The sequence below is a fragment of the Thermohalobaculum sp. genome, from assembly GCF_058622915.1.
In genome coordinates, this window is the sequence record NZ_JBZSYN010000165.1 from 1 (window position 1) to 19,908 (window position 19,908).

The 19,908-nt window shown below is 68.7% G+C and carries 18 protein-coding genes and 1 tRNA gene; 3 read left to right on the top strand and 16 right to left on the bottom strand.

Annotation, left to right across the window (positions count from 1 at the left end; all coding sequences use genetic code 11):
- From AC32QD_RS12650 to AC32QD_RS12660, 3 genes are all read right to left on the bottom strand, one after another.
- Window positions 1-490 (bottom strand): PAS domain-containing protein (locus AC32QD_RS12650; protein ID WP_492010866.1); only part of this gene is annotated, 490 nt, incomplete at its 3' end.
- Between the two features lie 241 nt (window positions 491-731).
- The gene (locus AC32QD_RS12655; RefSeq protein ID WP_492010867.1) at window positions 732-1,256 is read right to left on the bottom strand and encodes a glycine cleavage T C-terminal barrel domain-containing protein; all 525 of its coding nucleotides are present in this window, start codon (window positions 1,254-1,256) and stop codon (window positions 732-734) included.
- Window positions 1,257-1,295: 39 nt separating this feature from the next.
- Window positions 1,296-2,051, bottom strand: coding sequence for an aminomethyltransferase family protein (locus AC32QD_RS12660; RefSeq protein ID WP_492010868.1), 756 nt, complete (start codon window positions 2,049-2,051; stop codon window positions 1,296-1,298).
- Window positions 2,052-2,447: 396 nt separating this feature from the next.
- Here AC32QD_RS12660 and AC32QD_RS12665 point away from each other — a divergent pair, with 396 nt between their 5' ends.
- Together AC32QD_RS12665 and AC32QD_RS12670 are read left to right on the top strand one after the other, a co-directional pair.
- Window positions 2,448-3,350, top strand: a complete 903-nt coding sequence (locus AC32QD_RS12665) for an alkaline phosphatase family protein (RefSeq protein ID WP_492010869.1) — start codon at window positions 2,448-2,450, stop codon at window positions 3,348-3,350.
- A gap of 327 nt (window positions 3,351-3,677) precedes the next feature.
- Window positions 3,678-4,904 carry an SGNH/GDSL hydrolase family protein gene (locus tag AC32QD_RS12670; RefSeq protein WP_492010870.1) on the top strand — a complete coding sequence of 409 codons (1,227 nt, stop codon included), beginning with the start codon at window positions 3,678-3,680 and terminating at the stop codon, window positions 4,902-4,904.
- 42 nt (window positions 4,905-4,946) lie between these two features.
- Here the strand turns inward: AC32QD_RS12670 and AC32QD_RS12675 are convergent, their stop codons facing one another.
- Genes AC32QD_RS12675 through AC32QD_RS12685 form a run of 3 tightly spaced genes read right to left on the bottom strand, consistent with a single transcriptional unit; the run spans window position 4,947 to window position 7,360 of the window.
- On the bottom strand, window positions 4,947-6,788 hold the full coding sequence (locus AC32QD_RS12675) for a carbamoyltransferase family protein (protein WP_492010871.1): 1,842 nt from the start codon (window positions 6,786-6,788) through the stop codon (window positions 4,947-4,949).
- Window positions 6,788-6,937, bottom strand: coding sequence for a DUF5989 family protein (locus AC32QD_RS12680; RefSeq protein ID WP_492010872.1), 150 nt, complete (start codon window positions 6,935-6,937; stop codon window positions 6,788-6,790). The genes AC32QD_RS12675 and AC32QD_RS12680 overlap by 1 nt, the downstream gene beginning before the upstream one ends.
- Before the next feature lie 15 nt (window positions 6,938-6,952).
- Window positions 6,953-7,360: an SxtJ family membrane protein gene (locus tag AC32QD_RS12685; protein ID WP_492010873.1), complete on the bottom strand. Its 408-nt coding sequence runs from the start codon at window positions 7,358-7,360 to the stop codon at window positions 6,953-6,955.
- A 481-nt stretch (window positions 7,361-7,841) separates the two neighbouring features.
- On the opposite strand from AC32QD_RS12685, the gene AC32QD_RS12690 reads away from it, so the two are divergent.
- On the top strand, window positions 7,842-8,954 hold the full coding sequence (locus AC32QD_RS12690) for a dimethylsulfoniopropionate demethylase (RefSeq protein ID WP_492010874.1): 1,113 nt from the start codon (window positions 7,842-7,844) through the stop codon (window positions 8,952-8,954).
- A gap of 144 nt (window positions 8,955-9,098) precedes the next feature.
- Here the strand turns inward: AC32QD_RS12690 and AC32QD_RS12695 are convergent.
- The 10 genes from AC32QD_RS12695 to AC32QD_RS12740 all read right to left on the bottom strand — a co-directional run bounded on the left by AC32QD_RS12695 (window position 9,099) and on the right by AC32QD_RS12740 (window position 19,899).
- Window positions 9,099-9,174: transfer RNA gene (locus tag AC32QD_RS12695), tRNA-Lys, on the bottom strand.
- Between the two features lie 85 nt (window positions 9,175-9,259).
- Window positions 9,260-9,967 (bottom strand): class II aldolase/adducin family protein, encoded by a 708-nt coding sequence (locus tag AC32QD_RS12700; protein WP_492010875.1) that lies wholly within the window; start codon window positions 9,965-9,967, stop codon window positions 9,260-9,262.
- A gap of 158 nt (window positions 9,968-10,125) precedes the next feature.
- Complete coding sequence (locus AC32QD_RS12705; RefSeq protein ID WP_492010876.1) at window positions 10,126-11,337, bottom strand: NAD(P)/FAD-dependent oxidoreductase; 1,212 nt, start codon at window positions 11,335-11,337, stop codon at window positions 10,126-10,128.
- Window positions 11,338-11,341: 4 nt separating this feature from the next.
- Window positions 11,342-13,018, bottom strand: a complete 1,677-nt coding sequence (locus tag AC32QD_RS12710) for a hydantoinase B/oxoprolinase family protein (RefSeq protein WP_492010877.1) — start codon at window positions 13,016-13,018, stop codon at window positions 11,342-11,344.
- Window positions 13,015-15,111, bottom strand: coding sequence for a hydantoinase/oxoprolinase family protein (locus tag AC32QD_RS12715; RefSeq protein WP_492010878.1), 2,097 nt, complete (start codon window positions 15,109-15,111; stop codon window positions 13,015-13,017). The genes AC32QD_RS12710 and AC32QD_RS12715 overlap by 4 nt, the downstream gene beginning before the upstream one ends.
- A 193-nt stretch (window positions 15,112-15,304) precedes the next feature.
- Window positions 15,305-16,510: an ABC transporter substrate-binding protein gene (locus tag AC32QD_RS12720; protein ID WP_492010879.1), complete on the bottom strand. Its 1,206-nt coding sequence runs from the start codon at window positions 16,508-16,510 to the stop codon at window positions 15,305-15,307.
- 2 nt (window positions 16,511-16,512) lie between these two features.
- Window positions 16,513-17,505 (bottom strand): branched-chain amino acid ABC transporter permease, encoded by a 993-nt coding sequence (locus AC32QD_RS12725; RefSeq protein WP_492010880.1) that lies wholly within the window; start codon window positions 17,503-17,505, stop codon window positions 16,513-16,515.
- Window positions 17,505-18,392 (bottom strand): branched-chain amino acid ABC transporter permease, encoded by an 888-nt coding sequence (locus AC32QD_RS12730; RefSeq protein WP_492010881.1) that lies wholly within the window; start codon window positions 18,390-18,392, stop codon window positions 17,505-17,507. The genes AC32QD_RS12725 and AC32QD_RS12730 overlap by 1 nt, the downstream gene beginning before the upstream one ends.
- Window positions 18,389-19,126, bottom strand: a complete 738-nt coding sequence (locus AC32QD_RS12735) for an ABC transporter ATP-binding protein (RefSeq protein WP_492010882.1) — start codon at window positions 19,124-19,126, stop codon at window positions 18,389-18,391. The genes AC32QD_RS12730 and AC32QD_RS12735 overlap by 4 nt, the downstream gene beginning before the upstream one ends.
- A complete protein-coding gene (locus AC32QD_RS12740; protein WP_492010883.1) occupies window positions 19,123-19,899 on the bottom strand; it encodes an ABC transporter ATP-binding protein in 777 nt (258 codons plus the stop codon). The genes AC32QD_RS12735 and AC32QD_RS12740 overlap by 4 nt, the downstream gene beginning before the upstream one ends.
- Window positions 19,900-19,908 lie beyond the last annotated feature (9 nt).

Sequence of the window (19,908 nt, forward strand, 5' to 3'; positions counted from 1 at the left end):
CGACCTGGAAGGTCCGGTAGAAGGTCTGGTTGGCCGAGCGCACCCGCAGGTCCCAGCCGAGGATCAGCAAGGCATCGCGCGAGGCGTCGACCACCTTCTCGGCGAACTCCTTCTTTGCCTCGAGTTCGAAGAGATAGCGCTCGCGCTCGGTCACGTCCTCGATCGCCAGGAGCACTTCCCGCCGACTGTTCTCCAGGTGGCCGGCATTCAGCAGCATGACGCGCCGGCCGATCCGCTCGAAATCGTGCTCGATGCGGAAATCCGTGATCCTGGTGCGGGCGTCACGCACTTCGCCCAATAGGTCCAGCAGCTCGGGAATGTTCCACTGCCCATTGCCGAGTGCGGCGAGCTTGCGTCCAACGCATTCCTCGCCGGAGACCTGAAACAGCTTGCAAAAGGCAGGATTGACGAGCGTCACGTTCAGGCCCAGATCAAGACCCAGAACCGGATGGCGCATCGTCGATACGATTCTTTCAGCAATCTCCGTCATGCACGCTTCGCTTTTCCGGCGCATGAGCCGGCACGCGCCGTCCGTTCTCTCGGCTTTCTGTCGTAAACATAGCCCGGCAACGGCGCACATCGACCGGCTGGCTCCGACCAAGGCGCCCGACCTCGTCGTTGGAAGCGGTCGCCGGAGCCCTTGAAACGGTCGCCAGACCTTGCATCGCGCGGCATCGGGATACGAGCCGGCGGATCGGTCGAAAGGTGGTGGTGGCGAGCTGTCCCTTCGCTCACTCGGCCCAATCGCGACCGGCAGCCTTGGCGCGCTCGCGCGCACTGGGGTTAACCGAGGGGACGAAGGGCACCTCGCAGACCTGCGCATCAACGGCCTGCCCCGATATCTCGGTATAGGCCTCGGGCAACTCGACCTTGAGCTCGGTGCCGATGCTCGCGTGCTCCCACGGCACATGACCGAGCGCGATATTGGTCTCGAGCTCCGGGGACCACCAGGGCGACGTGACGTAGCCCACGCGCCTCATGTCAGGCGTCGCGATCAGCCAGAAATCCGACGCATAATCCGTGATCGGAAGGCCGCCCATGCGCAGGCCGACGAGCTTGAGCTTGAAAGGGTAGGCGCCGGCGTCGATCTCGGCGCGCTGCGCCTCGAGCGCCGCCCTGCCGATGTAGTCGACCTGCTTGTGCCGCGGGACCTGGTAGGCGAGGTTGACCTGGAAGGGCGATGTCTCGACATCCATGTCCTGGCCCCACGAGAGGATGCCGGCCGCGATGCGGCGATGATGCGCGGGCGCGGTCACGCGAAGCCCGTACCGGGCGCCGTGACCACGGATCGCATATCACACGGCCTCGGCATTGAGGGTCGCGTCGCGTACGAAGACCTCGTATCCCTTCTCTCCGGAAAATCCGGTCTGGCTGACGATGACCGGGCATCCGCCGATCTCCGCCTCCATCAGACCATAGTACGAGAGGTCGCGGACCGCGGGGCCGACAAGGTCGGCCATGACATCCTCCGAGAGGGGGCCTTGCACCTGAAGCGGCGCGACATCGATCTCGGAGATGTCGACCTGGAACCTGTTCCCCAGGTTGACGCCCTCGAGCCAGAGCAGGAGGTCGGAGTCGGAAATCGAAAACCAGAATTCGTTCTCGCCCAGCCGCAGCAGCACCGGATCGTTCAGGATGCCGCCCTTCTCATTGCACAGGATCACGTATTTCCCGTGCATCGGCTCTATCTTTGCGGCGTCGCGCGTGATCACAAAGTTGACGAAGCTCTCCGCGTCGGGGCCGCTGACCCGGATCTGCCGCTCCACGGCGACGTTCCACAGCGTCACCCGATTTACCAGCGCATCGTATTCGGCCATCGTGCCCCCGTGCTCGGGGCGGACATAGCCGCGCGGATGATACATCCGGTTGTAGACGGTCGCACGCCAGCACCCCGCTTCGACGGACAGGTGCCAGAAGGGTGATTTCCGCACTCTGGTCGAGATCAGCATCTGTACCGGGGTCGGTCCGGTCTGGCGCAGATTGACGGGAACGAGCCTGTCAGTCTGGGTGATGCTCGGAACGTTGGGATGTGCCCTGTAGTCCTGGCTCATGGCTCAACCTCCGGTGTCATGCCCTCCTACATAGTATGCCGCCGCTGAGTCTCGACCTCAGTGTCGCCGGTGGAGCGATAGCCGGAACGAGATTTCCGCCCATGTCTGGACTGGAGGGCAGGTTGTTTCTAGGGTCGAGCGGCTGACTCGGTCGATGCTTGTGCCGATCCCTCGGCCGATCCCTCAGGGGCCCGATCCGGGTCCCCCGCAATCCCTCGGCGCGCAACGCTGGTGACGCGACAGATGCAACGCAAAGGGCCTGAGTCCGGTGCCGTTCGCCGGCGGAGCTTCGCCGGCGCACCGGTGCCCGGTCTGCCCCGTCGCCGGGGCGCACTCGATCGACACCGAAGACATCCCCCGCCATTCGAACTGGCGCCACGATCGGAGGTCCACCGCATGCGCAAGACGTTGATGGCGACGATGATGCTTGCGGGGCTGGTCGCAGCGGCCATCAGCATCGCTCCCCAGCGATCCGATGCCGCCCCGGCGGCGGCCGGTTCTGACTCGCAGGCGGGCTCGGCTTCCGGCAGCAAGCCGCTGTTCAGGAAGGTGCTTACCATCGTGCTGGAGAACACCGGCTACGAGGCTGCCATCAAGCAGCCATTCCTCGCCTCGCTGGCGCATCGCGGGGCGCTGCTGTCCAGTTTCTATGCAGAGACACACCCCTCCCAACCCAATTACATCGCACTTGTATCGGGCTCGACGCACGGCGTGACGGGCGATGGAAAGGTCACGATCGACGCCCGGCAGGTCGGCGACCTTCTCGAAGGCAAGGGGCTGGCGTGGAAGGTCTACGCGGAAGACTATCCGGGCGACTGCTTTCTCGGGGCGTGGAAGGGGGGCTATGTGCGCAAGCACGTTCCGTTGCTGAGCTTCAAGGACGTGCAGACGCGGCCCGGTCGCTGCGCGCATATCGTTCCGGCAACGCAATTGGCGCGAGACATTCGGGCCGGAACGCTGCCCGATTATTCGCTGTACATCCCGAACCGCAGGAACGACGGCCATGACACCAGCGTGTCCTTCGCCGATCGCTGGCTGTCGAAGACCTTCGGTCCGCTGCTGCAGGACCCCAGGTTCACCGCCGGGCTTTTGCTGGTCGTGACCTTCGACGAGGGCCCGCGGTCCTCGTCCAACCGGATCTTGACGGTTCTCTTCGGAGATTCGGTCAAACCCGGCGCCGTCTCCAAGAAGACGTACAACCACTACAGCCTGCTTCGCCTGGTCGAGGATCAGTTCGGCCTGGGACACCTGCAAGACAACGACCGAAACGCATCCGTCATAACCGGCATCTGGAAGTGAGCGCAGCCGGCACGCAAGGCGCCGGTTCATAAGGCAACCGGCGCGAGACCCAGGCGTCGCGTCGGCCGGGTCCAAGGCGCGCCGGCTCGCCCGAGCTCGAAGTCCGCCGCTGAGCCTGGTCCCGGCGAGGCGGGGTTGCGCAATCGATCCCGCGGCATTGCAGCCGGGCGAGCGACTGACTAAGAGTCTGTTCGGGGCCGACGGGCGAGGGGCTTGCGGCTTTCTTCGCAGGCGCGGACAGGCGCTGGTCGTCCTCGCTCCCCCGATATAGCGGCTCTCGCTGGCCGCAATCCGACCGGCAGCGGGCCAGAGGAGCCGACCGGGAGCATGGACAAGCTGAAGAACCTGCTACTGCTGGCGGTGTCGCTGGTCGTCTCGCTGGGCGTGTTCGAGGGCGTGCTGCGCGTCGCCTACCGATCGATCCCGATAGGGGTCGTCGCGCAGGCGCCGAAGTTCGAAGCCCGGACCGAGATCCTGAAGGCGCGCGGGGTCACCGTCGGTGCGCCGGTCAAGGTTCTCAGATCCTCGAAGGGCGGGCCGGACATCGTGCTGCCCCGGGACACGATGCAAAAGCTCGTCGATCCCGTGGACGTGAAATACGGCGCTCTAAGCACGGCTTACCGGACCGACGGCTTTTGCAATCCCAAGCCGCCGAAGCAGATCCCCGCCACCTTGGTCGGTGTCGGCGACTCGTTCACCTATTGCACCGCGGTGCGCATGAAGGATTCGTGGATCTATCAGCTATCCGCCCTGCTTCACGCGCCGGCCGTGAACCTCGGCATGCCGGGCAAGGGCCTCGACCAGTATTACGAAGCCCTGCGGCTCGAGGCGCCGCCGACCACGCGCATCGCAGTGGTGGGAATTTACGAGGGAAACGACCTGCGCGATGCCATGCAGTTCGACGCCGCCCGCAAGGCCAGAGCCAAGGGGGCTGCCGGCAGGCGCGACCGGAAGGTCATCCTGCACCTCGTGCGCTCGAGCGTGCTCAGCGAAAGCTATCTCGTCACCTTCGTTTGGGGCAGCGTGCGCACGCTCATGAAGCGCCTGTTCAACCCCAATTTCTCCTACAACGTCGAGGTCGGCGGACACAGGGTCGCGCTGAACGTCAACAACACCGACGTCGACGAGTTGCGGCACGCACGGCTGGTGCGGGACGGGAAGGTGACCCCGAAACGAATTCTCCAGCTGTGGGGCGAGCCGATCGGGTGGATCGTCGATCTGGCCAGGAAGCGCGGCTTCGTGCCGCTGTTCATCTATATCCCCTCCGCCTATACGGCCTATGCCAAGAGCGTGCGGTTCGATAACCCTAATAACGGCAAGGCGGTTCGGGAGCTCTCGCGGGTGCAGCGCAAGGTGTTCGCCGAGCTATGCCGCGAGCGCGGTCTGCAATGCCTCGACACCGTGCCCGCCTTCGACGCGGCGAGCGGCAAGCAGCTGACCCATTTCCCGTCCGACGTGCACCTCACGCCATATGGGCACCACGTGGTGGCCGAGGCCGTGGCCGGCTACATTTCGCACTCGCCGAAGCTCTCGGGCCTGCTGGCGCAGCCCTGAGCCAACCGCGGGCTCGCCGCCGCCGAACGGCCCGGTCCGGCGTCAGTCGAGCTCGTACTTGCTGGTGTAGTCCTCGCGCAGGGAGGGGTCCTGGCTGTCCTTGCGCAGCACCGCATTGCCGACGGCAAGCCAGTCGATGTCGGTGCCCATGAAGCAGCGGAAGGCATCCGTGGGCGTGCAGACGATCGGCTCGCCGCGCACGTTGAAGGAGGTGTTCACCACCACCGGGCAGCCGGTCAGATCGCGGAACGCGCAGATCAGCGCGTGGTAACGCGGGTTGGTCTCCGCGTGAACCGTTTGCAGGCGGGCGGAGTAGTCCACATGCGTCACCGCCGGGATGGTCGAGCGCGGCACGTTGAGCTTGTCGATGCCGAAGAGCTGCTGCTGCTCGGGCGTCATGGATCGACGGTGCTTGTCCAGAACCGCGGCCACCATCAGCATGTAGGGGCTGTCCCCGTCGAACTCGAACCACTCGGCGACCTCTTCGCGCAGCACGGACGGGGCGAAGGGGCGGAAGCTCTCGCGGTATTTGACCTTCAGGTTCAGGGTGCGCTGCATGGTGTCCGATCGGGGATCGGCCAGTATCGACCGGGCACCGAGCGCGCGCGGGCCGAACTCCATGCGGCCCTGGAACCAGCCGACCGCCTTGCCGTCGGCGAGCGCCCGCGCGGTCGCGGCGATCATGGCGTCCTCGTCGAGCACCTCGAAGTGCGCTCCGGCCCGCGCCAGCTCGGACTCGATCTCGGCCTGAGAGTAGGCGGGCCCGAGATAGGCGCCCTTCATCCCGTCATGCCCGGGCGGCAGCTGGCGATCCTTGCCCAGCTGCTCGTGCCAGGTCGCCAGGGCGGCGCCGACGGCCCCGCCGGCGTCGCCCGCCGCCGGCTGCACCCAGATGTTGCGGAACTTGCCATCCCGCGCGAGCTTGCCGTTGGCGACGCAGTTCAGCGCGACGCCGCCGGCCAGGCACAGATTGGGCATGGAATGTTCGGCCGCGAGCGTCCGGACCATGCGCAGCACGATCTCTTCGGTCACCGCCTGGACGGAGGCCGCCACGTCCATGTGGAACGGGGTCAGGCTTCCGCTCTCGGGGTCGCGCACCGGCTCGCCGAACAGCGCGGCGAAGCGGTCGTTGGTCATGGTCAGGCCGGTGCAGTAGTTGAAGTAGGCCTGATCGAGCCGGAAGGAGCCGTCGTCCTTCAGGTCGACGAGCCGGTCGAGAATGAGATCCTTGAAGCGGGGCTCGCCGTAGGGTGCCAGCCCCATCACCTTGTACTCGCCGCTGTTCACCTTGAAGCCCAGGTAATAGGTGAAGGCCGAGTAGAGCAGGCCCAGAGAGTGCGGGAAGCGCATCTCCTTGATCAATTTCAGCTCGCGGCCGCGGCCGATCGCGACCGAGCCGGTGGCCCACTCGCCGACGCCGTCGAGCGTCAGCACGACCGCCTCCTCGAACGGCGAGGGATAGAACGCGCTGGCGGCGTGGCTGAAGTGGTGCTCGGCAAAGAGCAGCCTGCCCGGGTCGGGGAATCCGCCATCGTGGGCGCGCAGCTTCTTCGCCAGCAGCGACTTCTGGAACAGCTTCTCCTTGAGCCAGACCGGCATCGCGATTCGGAACGAGCCGAACCCGCGCGGGGCACAAGCCACGTAGGTTTCCAAAAGCCGCTCGAACTTCACGAACGGCTTTTCGTAGAAGGCCACGTAATCCACGTCCGAAAGCTTTACACCGGCCTGTGCCAGGACATAGTCGATGGCATGCGCCGGATAGCCGGCATCGTGCTTCTTGCGGGTGAAACGCTCCTCCTGCGCGGCCGCCACGACCTCTCCCTCACGCACCAGGGCCGCTGCGCTGTCGTGGTAGAACGCGGAGATACCGAGAATCGTCGTCATCAAAACAGGGTGTAGATGAACGGTGCCACCGCCGAGCCCTGCGTCAGCACGAGAAGTCCGCCCAGCAGCGCCATCATGATGAGGATCGGAAGCAGCCAGAACTTCTTGCGAACGCGCAGGAATTGCCAAAGCTCAACAATGAACGACATGCTTCGGATCCTCGTCTAGAACTGATTTCGCATCGAGCTGCCGACGGTATCGTCCCGCTCCACCCAGTAGGACCGGACAGCGGGGTCGCGGCGGCAATGCAGTGGGTCCTTCTTCTGCAGCCGGAAAATCAGCGCGACCGGAGTCACGGCGACGAAAAACAGAACGCCCATCACCACCGGAGCGACGATCCGCCCCAGCAGCAGGCCGAACCGGAACCACAGAAGGTTCAGCGGCCTCAGGAGAGCCGGCCGGGCCAAGCTGACGCCGGCAAACAGGACGGCAAGTCCGAGCGCCCACAACCGCGGTGCCGCGGCGTGGACAAGCGGCCACAGACCCGCGATCAGAAAGACTCCGGCAAAGACGAAGCCGAAGTTCCGGTCCGAGCCCGCCTTGGCAGCGTCGTGTTCCTGATGGTCGATCATTCCGCCCTAATGCTTGTTGCCCCCCGCGCGAGGCGGGGCATGTCCTAGCTGATCCGCGATCGCTTGACCAGACTTGGCGGATGCCGCCGGCCTGCGCCGGCGTTGCGTCGCCGGGCCGCCTCCGGTTGTCGGGTCGGCGCAAGGGCCCTGGCTCCGGCGCCGGCCGCCTTCGGGCCGCTGGCATCCCGACGGGGCATTCGCCTCGATCGGCGGCAAGACGCCCCGTCGCGCGGTGGACGACGAGGGCGAAGCCGCCGGTCTGGCGATGCAGCCGCGCGCGCCCCGACCGGGAGGCGGCACCCGCCCTGTCGCCGGCCCATTGGCGGCGCCACGGCCGGCGTGTCTGCACGACGACGGCGCGCGGTCGCCATAGCGTGAATGACGTCATGTTGTGTCTGCGCCTGCGCGACCGTTAGACTGGCACTGCCCCGCAGCGCCGATATCTGCCAGATCGACCGGCCGGGTTGAGAGGGCCCGCGAAATGACCGCCGCACCCGTCCTGTCGATCTCGCGCCGGACCCGGCGCACGCCCTTCACCGCCCGCGTCGAGGCGCATGTCGTCAAGGGCTACACCGTCTACAACCACATGCTGCTGCCGACCGTCTTCGAGACCCTCGAGGCGGATTACCATCACCTCAAGCGCCATGTGCAAGTGTGGGACGTCTCCTGCGAGCGCCAGATCGAGCTGCGCGGCCCCGACTCGGCGCGTCTCGTGCAGATGCTGACGCCGCGCGACCTGAGCGACGTGGCGCCGGGACGCTGCCTCTATACGCCGATGGTCGACGAGACCGGCGGGATGCTGAACGATCCGGTCACCCTGAAGCTGGCCGAGGACCGGTGGCGGGTCTCCATCGCCGACTCGGACTTGCTGCTCTGGATCAAGGGCATCGCCTGGGGCCGTCGACTCGATGTCTCGGTCGAGGAGGCCGACGTCTCGCCGCTCGCGGTGCAGGGCCCGAAGGCGGAGGAACTGGTGGCCCGGGTCTTCGGCGAGACGGTGCGCGGGATCCGCTTCTTCCGCTTCGCGACCCTGGAGTTCGAAGGCCAGCCGCTGATCGTCTCGCGGTCCGGATACTCCAGGCAGGACGGATTCGAGATCTACCTGGAGGGCCAGCAGCTCGCCGAGCCGCTGTGGGATGCCCTGTTCGCCAAGGGGCAGGACCTTCTGGTGCGTGCCGGCGGCCCCAACCTGATCGAGCGCATCGAGGCCGGCCTTCTGTCCTATGGCAACGACATGACCCGGGAGAACACGCCGCACGAATGCGGACTGGGAAAGTTCTGCTCGACCTTCGCTGCGGTGGGCTGCGTAGGCCGCGATGCGCTGCTCCGCGTGGCGTCCGAAGGACCGGCGCGCCAGATCCGCGGCCTCGCCATCCGCGGCGAGCCGCTGCCCTACTGCCGCGAGCCATGGGCGGCGGCCGCGGGCGGCGCCAGCGCCGGCCAGGTGACGTCGGCTGCGTGGTCTCCGGACCTGGGGACGAATGTCGCGATCGCGATGATCGAGCGCGCTTACTGGGAACCGGGCACTGCCCTCGAGGTGGCGACGCCCGATGGCCCGCGCGTAGCGCGGGTGCGCGCACTCCCGTTCGTCTAGGGCGCGCAGGCAGGCTGGCACCGCGGTCGGTCGACCCCGGCGCCCTTAGCCAATGACCGCCGCTGCCTGTGTGAGCGTATCGGAGATCGAGCCGTCGAACAGCTCGCCGCGCTCCGGCGCCTCCACATAAGCCTCTGGTTTTATTGGTAGGCCCGGACGGACTCGAACCGTCGACCCACTGATTAAAAGTCAGTTGCTCTACCAGCTGAGCTACGGGCCCGCGCGGCGGCGAAACTAGGTGGGCTGGCACGCACGGTCAAGCCGGATTCGGCCGGCTGGCGCGGCCTCGGGCGGCCGGGTCGGTCTCAGCCGCGTGCGCGGGATCGGCGCCGGGGTTTCGCGGTGCCCTCGGGCCGCGGCGTCTCGCGCAGGCCGTAATCGGCGAAGGCGCGCTGTGCCTCGGCGATCTCGGCCTCGCTCAGCAGCACCGGCCCGCCCACTGTTAGCGCGGTGACGTACTGGCGCGCCAGCGCCTCGAGCTCCACCGCCAGCCACATGGTCAGCGCCAGCGTCGGCCCGGCCACCAGCATGCCGTGGTTGGCCATCAGGCAGCCGTTGCGGTCCTGCATGGCGGCGAGCACCGCACGCGACAGCGCCTCGGTGCCGAAGGTGGCGTAGTCGGCGCAGCGGATATCCGCGCCGCCGAAGGCCGCGATCATGTAGTGCACCGGCGGGATCGGCTTGCGCGCGATGGCCAGTGCCGTGGCGTGCGGCGCGTGGGCGTGCACGATGGCGCCGGTCCGGGGCCGGGCACGGGCGAGGTCGAGGTGGAAGCGCCACTCGCTCGAGGGCCTGAGCGGTCCCTCCCAGGCGCCGTCCTCGCCCGCGAGCGGCATGGCGGCGATCATCTCGGGCCCGAGCGTGTCATAGGCCACGCCCGAGGGCGTGATCAGCAGCCGCTCGCCGAGCCGCGCCGAGACGTTGCCCGAGGTGCCCTGGTTCAGCCCCGTGGCGTTCATCTCGCGGCAGGCGGCGACGATCGCCTCGCGCAGCATGCGTTCTTCGCGGGTCATGGGCGCTCCTCCCGTTCCTGCACCGCGACTTCAGCAGAGCCGGGCGCGGGAGACAAGCCGGGCGAGGGGTTGCCCCGGCCCCGCGCCGGGTGGGCACGCGTGCCCACATCGCTAACGCATTGGTAAACAACGACTATCGGATTTTGCCCTGTGTGTCCCTAGATAATCGCCTTCTCCAGGAACGGCCGCCCCTGGGCGATGCGGGCATAGCCGAGCTCGCTCAGGTCGAGGCTTCGGTAGCCGCCATGCACGACCAGCTCGGCGATGGCGCGCCCCGTTGCCGGCGACTGTTGCAGGCCGTGACCCGAGAAGCCGTTGGCGAACAAAAAGTTGCCGACCTCCGGATGCGGGCCGATCACCCCGTTCTGGTCGAGCGCGTTATAGTCGTAGTGTCCGGCCCAGCCGCGCACCAGCTTGATCGCCTCGAAGGCCGGCACGCGCGCAGCCATCACGGGCCAGATTTCCTCCTCGAACTCGTCATAGGCGACCTCGAAGTCGCCCGGATCCACCGGGCCGTCGTCTTGCGGCACGGTTCCGGCGAGGTAGAACTCGCCCTCCGAGCGGCAATGCACGCCCGAGGGGTCGATGGTCAAGGGCAGCGGCTGGCCCAGCTCGGCGCGGCAGTCGAACACGAACAGGCAGCGCTTCCTCGGCTCGACCGGCAGGGCGATGCCGGCGAGCCGTGCCACCCGCCCGGCCCCCGGCCCGGCGGCGTTGACCAGCGTGCCGCAGGCCACCGTCTCGCCCGAGCCCAGCGTCACGCTCTCGACCCGCCCGCCGCGCCGCGCGATGCCCGCGACCTCGCCGTGCAGGTACTCGACGCCGCGCTCGCGCGCCTTGCGGCGCCACCACTGCAGCATGGTCAGGCCGTCGAACCAGCCCTCGCCGTGCCCGTTGAAGCTGCCCAGCGCGATGCCCTCAAGGTTGTAGAAGGGGAAGCGCCGGGCGATCTCGTCGGGCGTCAGAAGCACGGTCGCCGCGCCGCAGGCCGCCTGCACCTCGCGATTGGCGCGCAGCACCGGCACGCCCGCCTCGGTGGCGAGGAACAGGTAGCCGATTTCCTTGAGCGTGATGTCGGGGATCTCGGGGTCGCCGCCCAGCCGTTCGCGAAAGCTGCGCACATACTCGGTGCCGAACATCGACATGCGCACGTTCACCGCGTTGGAGAACTGGTGGCGAATGCAGCTGGCCGACAGCGCGGACGACGCGTGCGTCAGCGCCGGGTCGCGCTCGACCACCAGCACATGGCCGTCGAAGCCGGGGTCCGAGGCCAGGAACCAGGCGATGGCCGAGCCGACCATGGCGCCGCCGACGATCACCACGTCATAGGCGCCCCGTGCCGGCCGCTCCGAGATCGGGGCGAGGCCCATGCGCTCAGTCCTCCTCCGGCAGGTCTTCGGGCGCGGCGCCGTAGTCGCGCACGGCCGCCTCGCGCGAGACGTAGCCGAGCGCCACGTCGCGCCCGAGCCTGTCGCGGTCGCGCTCGGCAGGCGGGCCATAGCCGGCGCCGCCGGGAAGCGCCAGCTTGACCCGGTGGCCCGCCGGCACCTCCTGCCAGCCCTTGGCGCGCATCGGCGTGCCGTCGTCGAGCTCGAAGCGGGTGGCGCCGCCGGTGGCCCCGCCCTCGCGCCCGCGCGCGGGGTTCCGCATGCGGTCGAACATGGCCGAGAAGGTGAACTCGTGGCCCTCCAGCGCGCCGATCTCCATGAACTGGCCGAGCCCGCCGCGCTGGCGCCCGGCCCCGCCCGAGTCGGGCCTCAGCTCCTTGCGCCAGATGACGATGGGGCCGGTGTGCTCGGTCGCCTCCACCGGCATGGTCATGACGCCCGAGGGGAAGGCGGTGGCGTTCATGCCGTCGAGACCTGGCCGCGCGCCCGAGCCGCCGCAGTTGAACATCAGCACCTCGGCGCGGCGCGCATCGGCCGGCGCGTTGCCGTCGCGCCGGGGGCGGAAGCTGAGGTGGAAGTTGCACAGCGCGCCGGCGCCCTCGGCCGGCACCGTGCCGGGCAGCACCTTGTGCAACGCGCCCAGCACCGTGTCGGGGATCATGTGGCCGATGACATGCCTCAGCGCCACCGGCGCGGGGTCGGTGGCGTTGAGGATGCAGCCCTGGGGCGCGGTGACCTCGAAGGGCGCCAGCGAGGCGGCGTTGTTCGGGATCTCCGGCGCGATGGCGCATTTCAGGCCATAGCAGGCATAGGCGCGCGTGTAGACCAGCGGCACGTTGATGCCCTTGGGGTCGATCGGCGAGGTTCCGGCAAAGTCGGCGACGATGCGGTCGGCGCGGATGTCGAGCGTGACCGCCAGCCGGATCGGCGTGGCGTAGCCGTCCACCGTCATCTCGTTGATCGCGAGGCCGCGGGGCAGGGCGGCGATGCGCTCGAGCGTGGCGCGCCGGCTGTGCTCGAGGATGAAGGCGGCGACGTCCTCGAGGCCGTCGAGCCGGAACTCGTCGAGCATGTCCACCAGCCGCCGGTGCCCGGTCTCGTTGCACGCGGCCAGCGCGTAGATGTCGCCGGCGACCTGGTCGGGCTCGCGCACATTGGCGCGCACCATGGCGATCAGGTCGCGGTTGACCGCGCCCTGGCGGGCGAAATGCATGATCGGGATGCGCAGGCCCTCCTCGTAGACCGAGCCGGCATCGGCGCCGAAGCCGCGCCCGCCGATGTCGACCACATGCGCCGTGCAGGCGAAGTAGCCCACATGGCGCCCGCGGTGGAACGAGGGCGTCACCACGGTGATGTCGTGCAGGTGGCCGGTGCCCTTCCACGGGTCGTTGGTGATGTGGACGTCGCCCTCGCGCATGTCCGCGGTGCCGATCTCGCGCATGAAATGCCCCACCGACTCGGCCATCGAGTTGACGTGGCCGGGCGTGCCGGTCACCGCCTGCGCCAGCATCCGGCCCTCAAGGTCGTAGACCCCGGCCGAGAGGTCGCCGGCCTCGCGCACCGAGGTCGAGAACGCGGTGCGGATCAGCGCCCGGGCCTGCTCCTCGACCACCGAGATCAGCCGGTTCCACATCACCTGCATGGCGACGGGGGAAAGCGTCATGGCCCAGCCTCCCTGTGTGCAGTCTCGCGGGCGACCTCGATGCTGCCGTCGGCGCGCACCGTGGCGGCGAAGCCCTCGGGCACCACCACGGTGGTCTCGGCCTCGGTGATCAGCGCCGGGCCGGCGAGGCGGTTGCCGGCGACGAGGCTCTCGCGCGCGGCCAGCCCCGCCGCGACCGTCAGGCCCGAGGCCGGCTCGAACAGGTCGCGCTGCGCCGCGGGCTCGATCTCGGCGGTGGGGCCCGGCGGCGCGACGGGTGCGGTCATGGGCGCCGGCGTGCCCGCCTTCACCGCCCAGCTGGTGACCTCGACCTCGACCCCGTCGACGATGCGGCCGAACAGCGTGCGGTAGGCCGCCTCGAACAGCGCCAGGCAGCGCGCGGCGGTGGGCGCGGTCGCGTCCTCGGGCGCCAGGTCCACCCGGATTTCCCAGCCCTGGCCGACATAGCGCATGTAGGCGCGGCTCTCGAAGGCGATCTCGGCCCCGGTGCCGCACGAGCGCACGAAGGCCGCCGCCTCCTCGCGCAGCTCGGCCAGGGCGCGTGCCGCCGCCGTTGGGCTGAAGCCCGACAGCGTCATGCGCTGGCTGCGGGTGGTCTCGAAGCTGAACGGCGCGCGCAGAAAGCCGATCGCCGAGCCGACGCCGGCGCCGGGCGGCACCAGGAAGCGCTCGATGCCGAGCTTGTGGCACAGCCGCCCCGCGTGCAGCGGCGCCGCGCCGCCGAAGGCGATCACCGTGTAGCCGGCGAGGTCCTCGCCGTTCTCCACCGCGTGCACGCGTGCGGCGTTGGCCATGTTCTCGTCCACCATCTCGGCGATGCCGAAGGCGGCGGTGGTATCGTCGAGCCCAAGGGGCTCGGCTACCTCGCGCCGGATCGCCTCGGCCGCGGCCTGCTGCGAAAGCGCAATCGAGCCGCCGGCGAAGCCTGCCGGGTCGATCCGGCCCAGCGCCACGTCGGCGTCGGTCACCGCGGGCCGCGTGCCGCCGCGCCCGTAGGAGGCGGGCCCGGGCTCGGAGCCGGCGCTCTCGGGCCCGACCCGGATCTGGCGCATGGCGTCCACATGCGCCAGCGACCCGCCGCCCGCGCCGATCTCCACCATGTCGATCACCGGGATCGAGATCGGGATGCCCGAGCCCTTCTTGAAGCGGTAGCTGCGCGCCACCTCGAACACGCGCGCGGTCTTCGGCGCCTGGTCGCGGATCAGGCAGATCTTCGCCGTGGTGCCGCCCATGTCGAAGGAGAGCACGCGGTCGAGCCTGTGCCGCCGGGCGAGGTCGGCGGCGAAGATGGCGCCGCCGGCGGGGCCGGATTCGACCAGCCGCACCGGGAACTCGGCGGCCGTCTCGAGCGAGACGATACCGCCGCCCGAATGCATCAGGAAGACCGGCGCGCCGACGCCGATGTCGCTCAGCCGCGCCTCCAGCCGGCGCAGATAGGCGCGCATCATCGGCTTGACATAGGCGTTGGCGCAGACGGTCGAGAACCGCTCGTACTCGCGCATCTGCGGCGAGACTTCCGAGGAGAGCGAGACATCGACGCCGGGCAGCCGCTGGGCCAGCACCTCGCGCACCAGCCGCTCGTGCGCGTCGTTGGCGTAGGCATGGATCAGGCCGACGGCGACGCTGGCATAGCCGCGCCGCCCCAGCGTCGCGGCCAGCGCCTCGACCTCCGCCCGGTCGAGAGGCTTTAGCACCCGGCCCGAGGCGGCGATCCGCTCGTCCAGCACCAGCCGGTGGTTGCGCGCGATCAGCGGCTCGGGAAGCGTCAGGTTCAGGTCGTATTGCTCGAACCGGCTCTCGGTGCGCATCTCGATCACGTCGCGAAATCCCCGCGTCGTGACCAGCGCGGTCCGCGCCCCCTTGCGCTCGATCAGCGCGTTGGTGGCCAGCGTCGTGCCGTGGATCACCATGCCGACCGCCTCCGGCGCCACCCCGGCGCGGGCGCAGACCCGGCCGACGCCCTCGATCACCGCCTCGTCCGGCGCCGCATGGGTGGTCAGCAGCTTGACCGAGCAAAGCCGCTCGCCGGCCTCCAGCACCACGTCGGTGAAGGTGCCGCCGATATCGACGCCGAGCCGGATGGGGGTGGTCATCTTGCCTGCCGTCTTGCCTGTCGCTTTTCCTGCACGGACTCGCCGCCCCGGCGACCGGGTCGGGCGCTCGCAGCCTCAACGGAACCGGGGTCGGGGCCCCGGGTCAAGCCCGAGGGGGTGGCCGGTGGCCGGGCTGATGGCGCGGCCGGGCCCGGTGGGGCAGGGCGCCCGCCAGGGGCGCCCCGCGGGCCGCTCAGCGGATGTAGGTCAGGTGGAACTTGCCGTCCTTGCCCACCGTGCTGACCGAATAGAAGCCCGGCACGTCGCCGTTCTTGTCGAAGTCGACCGAGCCCGAGGCGCCCTCGTAGTTGATGGCGGTGCCTGCATCGATCAGCTTCTTCGCCTTGGCCCACTCGCCGGGCCGGATCACCACGCCCGGCGGGTTGGCGACCGCGCGCAGCGCCGCCGAGATCTTCGAGCGGTCGGGCGAGCCGGCCTTCTCGATGGCCAGCGCCGTCAGGAAGGTGGCGTCGTAGCCCTGGGTCGCATAGGGCGCGGCCGGGTCGAACTTGGTCGCCTTCTTGTAGGCGTTGGCAAACGCCGGGTAGCTCTTGTTCTTGGGGTCGGCGGCGGCCGCGGTCAGCCAGATGTTGCCCGCCAGGTTCTTGGCGCCGATCTGGTTGATCACCGACTTGTCATACATGCCGTCGGCGCCGAAGAACTTGTGGAAGGCTCCGGTCTCCAGCGCGTTGCGGATGATGGTGATGCCCGAGCCGCCGTAATAGGCGAACAGCGCCAGCGCCTGCGGCTTGCCCTGCGACAGCGTCGCCACCTCCGAGCGGTAGGAGGCCTTGTTCGGCTCGTGCACCTGGTCGGCGGTGATCGTGCCGCCCATCTTCTTGAACTCCTCGACGAAAACCTTGGCGATGCCGGCGTTGTAGTCGTCGTTGGAGTAGGTCACCGCCAGCTTGCGGAAGCCCTGCTTCCAGGCGACCTTGGCCAGCGCCGCGCCCTGATAGGCGTCCGAGGCGGCGACGCGGAAGACCAGGTCGTGGTCGTCGAGATGCGTGATCTTGGGCGCCGTGGCGGAGTCCGAGATCGAGACCACGCCCGCGGGGATCGTCACCGCCTGCACCATGCCGATGGTCGCGCCCGAGCACGAGGCTCCGACGATCGAGACCACCTGCTCGACATTGACCACCTTGTTGCCGGCGTCCACGGCCGCCTTCGGGTCGCACTGGCTGTCGGCCAGGATCATCACCATCTTCTGGCCCTTGAGCAGCCCGCCCTGCGCGTTCACCTGGCTCGCGGCCAGGTTGCGCCCCGCGACGATCGGCGCCACCAGCTCGGCGATCGGGCCGGTCACGCCGGCGACCGAGCCGACCTTGATGTTCTGCGCCGCCGCAGGGGTGGCGATCAAAGCGGCCAGCGCCGCTGCTGTTGTCAGGCGTTTCATCATTTTCAACTCCCTGTGCTCTCCGTCTGTGTTACCGGGGCACGCTGGCCCCGGACTCGTGGATGCGGTTTTGGCCGGACCTCCGGCAGAATCCCCTCCGGACGCCACTGCAGGATGATTTGCAGGATCAGGCCTATCAAGAAAATCCGCACATAGGGCGCCTTGAGCGCGAACTCGGGCGGCAGCTGGATGGTCAGGATCTCGGTGGCCGACCAGACCACCCACAGCAGCATGGCGCCGAGGATGGCGCCGCGGTTGTTGCCCGAGCCGCCCGCGATCAGCATCACCCAGACCAGGAAGGTCGCGGTCAGCGGGTCGCTGACCTGCGGGTCGATCTGGCGCAGGTACTGGGCCACGATGGCGCCGCCCAGCCCCATCAGCGCCGAGCCGATGACGAAGCCCTCGAGCCGGAAGCGCTCGACGTTCTTGCCCGCCGCCGCGGCCGCGACCTCGTTCTCGCGGATCGCCGTCATCACACGGCCCCAGGGTGCCCTGTGCGCGCGCTCCAGCGCCAGGTAGGCCAGGGCGACGATCAGCAGCACCATGGCCAGGAAGGCCAGCTTGTCATAGGGCTCGGGCAGGTGCTCGAACGCCTTGGGGATGTTGCTCACCCCGCGCGGCCCGTTGGTCGCCCAGATCTCGTTCTTCATCACGAGGCGGATGATCTCGGCGATGCCGATGGTGGCGATGGCCAGATAGTCCGAGCGCAGCCGGATGCAGATCTTCGCCACCCCGTAGGCGACGATGGCCGAGAGCACCATCGCCATCAGCATCGCCGCCGGGATCGGCCAGTCGTATCCGCCCAGATGCGTGTCGTAGTCCGGCGTGGTCAGGATCGCCTGGGTGTAGGCGCCGACCGCGAAGAACCCGGCGATGCCGGCGTTGAACAGGCCGGTGTAGCCCCACTGCACGTTCAGCCCCAGCGCCATCACCGAGTAGATGCCGCCCATGGTCGCGAGGCTGATCAGGTAGATGAAGTAGCCGTAGTACTGTTCCATCACAGCACCTTGCCCTTGAAGATGCCCTGCGGGCGCACGACCAGCATGACCACCATGATGGCGAAGGCCACGCCGGCCTTGTAGCCGGGCGACAAGAGCGGCGTGGTGCCGATCCAGGGATAGGCCGAGATTTCCTCGGCAATGCCGATCACCAGCCCGCCGGCGATGGCGCCATAGGGCCGGCCGACGCCGCCCAGGATCGCCGCCGCGAACATCGGCAGCAGGATCCTGAAGCCCATCATGGTCTCGACCTGGGTGTCGATCGCCAGGAAGATGCCAGCCGCCGTGGCCAGCGAGGCGCTGACGATCCAGGTCATGCGCACCACGGCCTCGGTGTCGATGCCCGTGAGCGAGGCCAGCTCGGCGCTGTCCGAGGTGGCGCGCATCGCCTTGCCGATCCTGGTCCTGGTCAGCAGCAGATGCATGGCGGTGACCAGCACCACGGTGGCGACGACGATCATGACGTGCTTGGGCAGAATCCGCATCGGCCCGACCGTCCAGTGGGTCAACACGAGCGGGATCATCGCGTGCAGCTGCACGCCCCAGAAGAACTGCACCGCCGAGCGGATCATCAGCATCATGCCGAAGGAGGCGATCACCAGCATGATCGTCGGGCTGCGGCGGAACGGCTTGTAGAACACCTCGTCCACGCCCAGCGACACCGCCGCCGTCAGCGCCATGGCCACGGGCGCCACCACCAGCGGATGCGCGCCGGTCAGGTGCACCAGGCTCAGGGTGAAGTAGACGCCCAGCGTCAGCGTCGCCCCGTGCGCGAAATTGGCGAAGCGCAGGATGGCGAAGGTCATCGACAGGCCGATGGCGCCCAGCGCGTAGATGCAGCCCAGCACGATGCCGGGGATCAGGTAGAAGTTGACGAACTCGGTCATGCCGCCCGCCCGCCCGAGCCGCTAGCCGTGGTGCCCAGGAACATGCGCGCCACGTCCTGATCCTCGCTCAGCTCGCGGCCGGTACCGCTGTAGCGGCTCTCGCCGTCCACCAGCACATAGCCGCGCGCGGCGATGGCCAGCGCCTGCTTGGCGTTCTGCTCGACCATCAGGATGGTGGCGCCGGCGTCGTTGATGCGCCGGATCATCTCGAAGATGTCGCCGCGGAACTTGGGGCTGAGCCCGGCGGTCGGCTCGTCGAGCAGCAGGATCTTGGGGTGCAGCATCAGCGCCCGGCCCATGGCCACCATCTGCCGCTGCCCGCCCGACAGCGCGCCCGCCGGCTGGCGCCGCTTGGCGCGCAGGGGCGGGAACAGCTGGAAGATCTCCTCGATGCGCGGGCACGGGTCGGCGTCCGAGACGTAGGCCCCCATCTCCAGGTTCTCCTGCACGCTCAGCGAGACGAAGACGTTGCCGACCTGCGGCACATAGGCGACGCCGTGGCGCACCACCTGCTGCGGCGGCATGTTGGTGATGTCGCGGCCCGACAGCCGCACGGCGCCCTCGGTGATGTTGAGCAGCCCGAACACCGCCTTCATGGCCGTGGACTTGCCCGCCCCGTTCGGGCCGATGACGACGACGATCTCGCCCTCGTCCACGTGCAGGCTGATGCCGTGCAGGATCTCGGTCTCGCCGTAGCCGGCGTTGACCTGCTCGAGCTCCAGCACCCGGCTCATGCCACTTCGCCCCCGAAATAGGCGTCGATCACGCGCGGGTCGTCGGCCACCTCCTCGAAGCGGCCCTGGGTCAGCACGCGGCCCTCGGCCATGACGATGACCGGGTCGCACAGCCGCGCCATCAGGTCCATGTCGTGCTCGATGATGCAGAAGGTGTAGCCGCGCTCGGCATTGAGCGCCCGGATCATCTCGACGATCTTGTTCATCAGCGTCGGGTTGACCCCGGCGCCGGGCTCGTCGAGCAGCACCAGCTTGGGGTCGGCCATCATCGCCCGGCCCAGCTCGAGCAGCTTCTTCTGCCCGCCCGAGAGGTTGCGCGCCAGCTGGTCGCGCAGGTGCATCAGCCCGAGGAACTCCAGCGCCTCCTCGGCCCGCTCCAGCACGTCCCACTCGCGCTCGGTGACCCGCCCCGGCGTGAACCAGGTGGCCCACACGGACTCGCCCGGCTGGTCGGCGGGCGCCACCATCAGGTTCTCCAGTACGGTCAGCCGGCCGTATTCGCGCGGGATCTGGAAGCTGCGCACGATGCCCAGATGGAACAGCGCATGCGTGGGCAGCCCGGTGACGTCGCGCCCCTCGAACAGGATCTTTCCCGCGGTCGGCTTCTGCGCCCCGGCGATGATGTCGAAAGTGGTGGTCTTGCCCGCGCCGTTCGGCCCGATCAGCCCGGTGATCGAGCGCCGCCGCACCTCGAAGCTTGCGCCGTCGACGGCGACCAGGCCGCCATAATGCTTGGCAAGGTTCTCCACGCTCAGGATGGGCGTGCTGTCCATCGGGCCCCC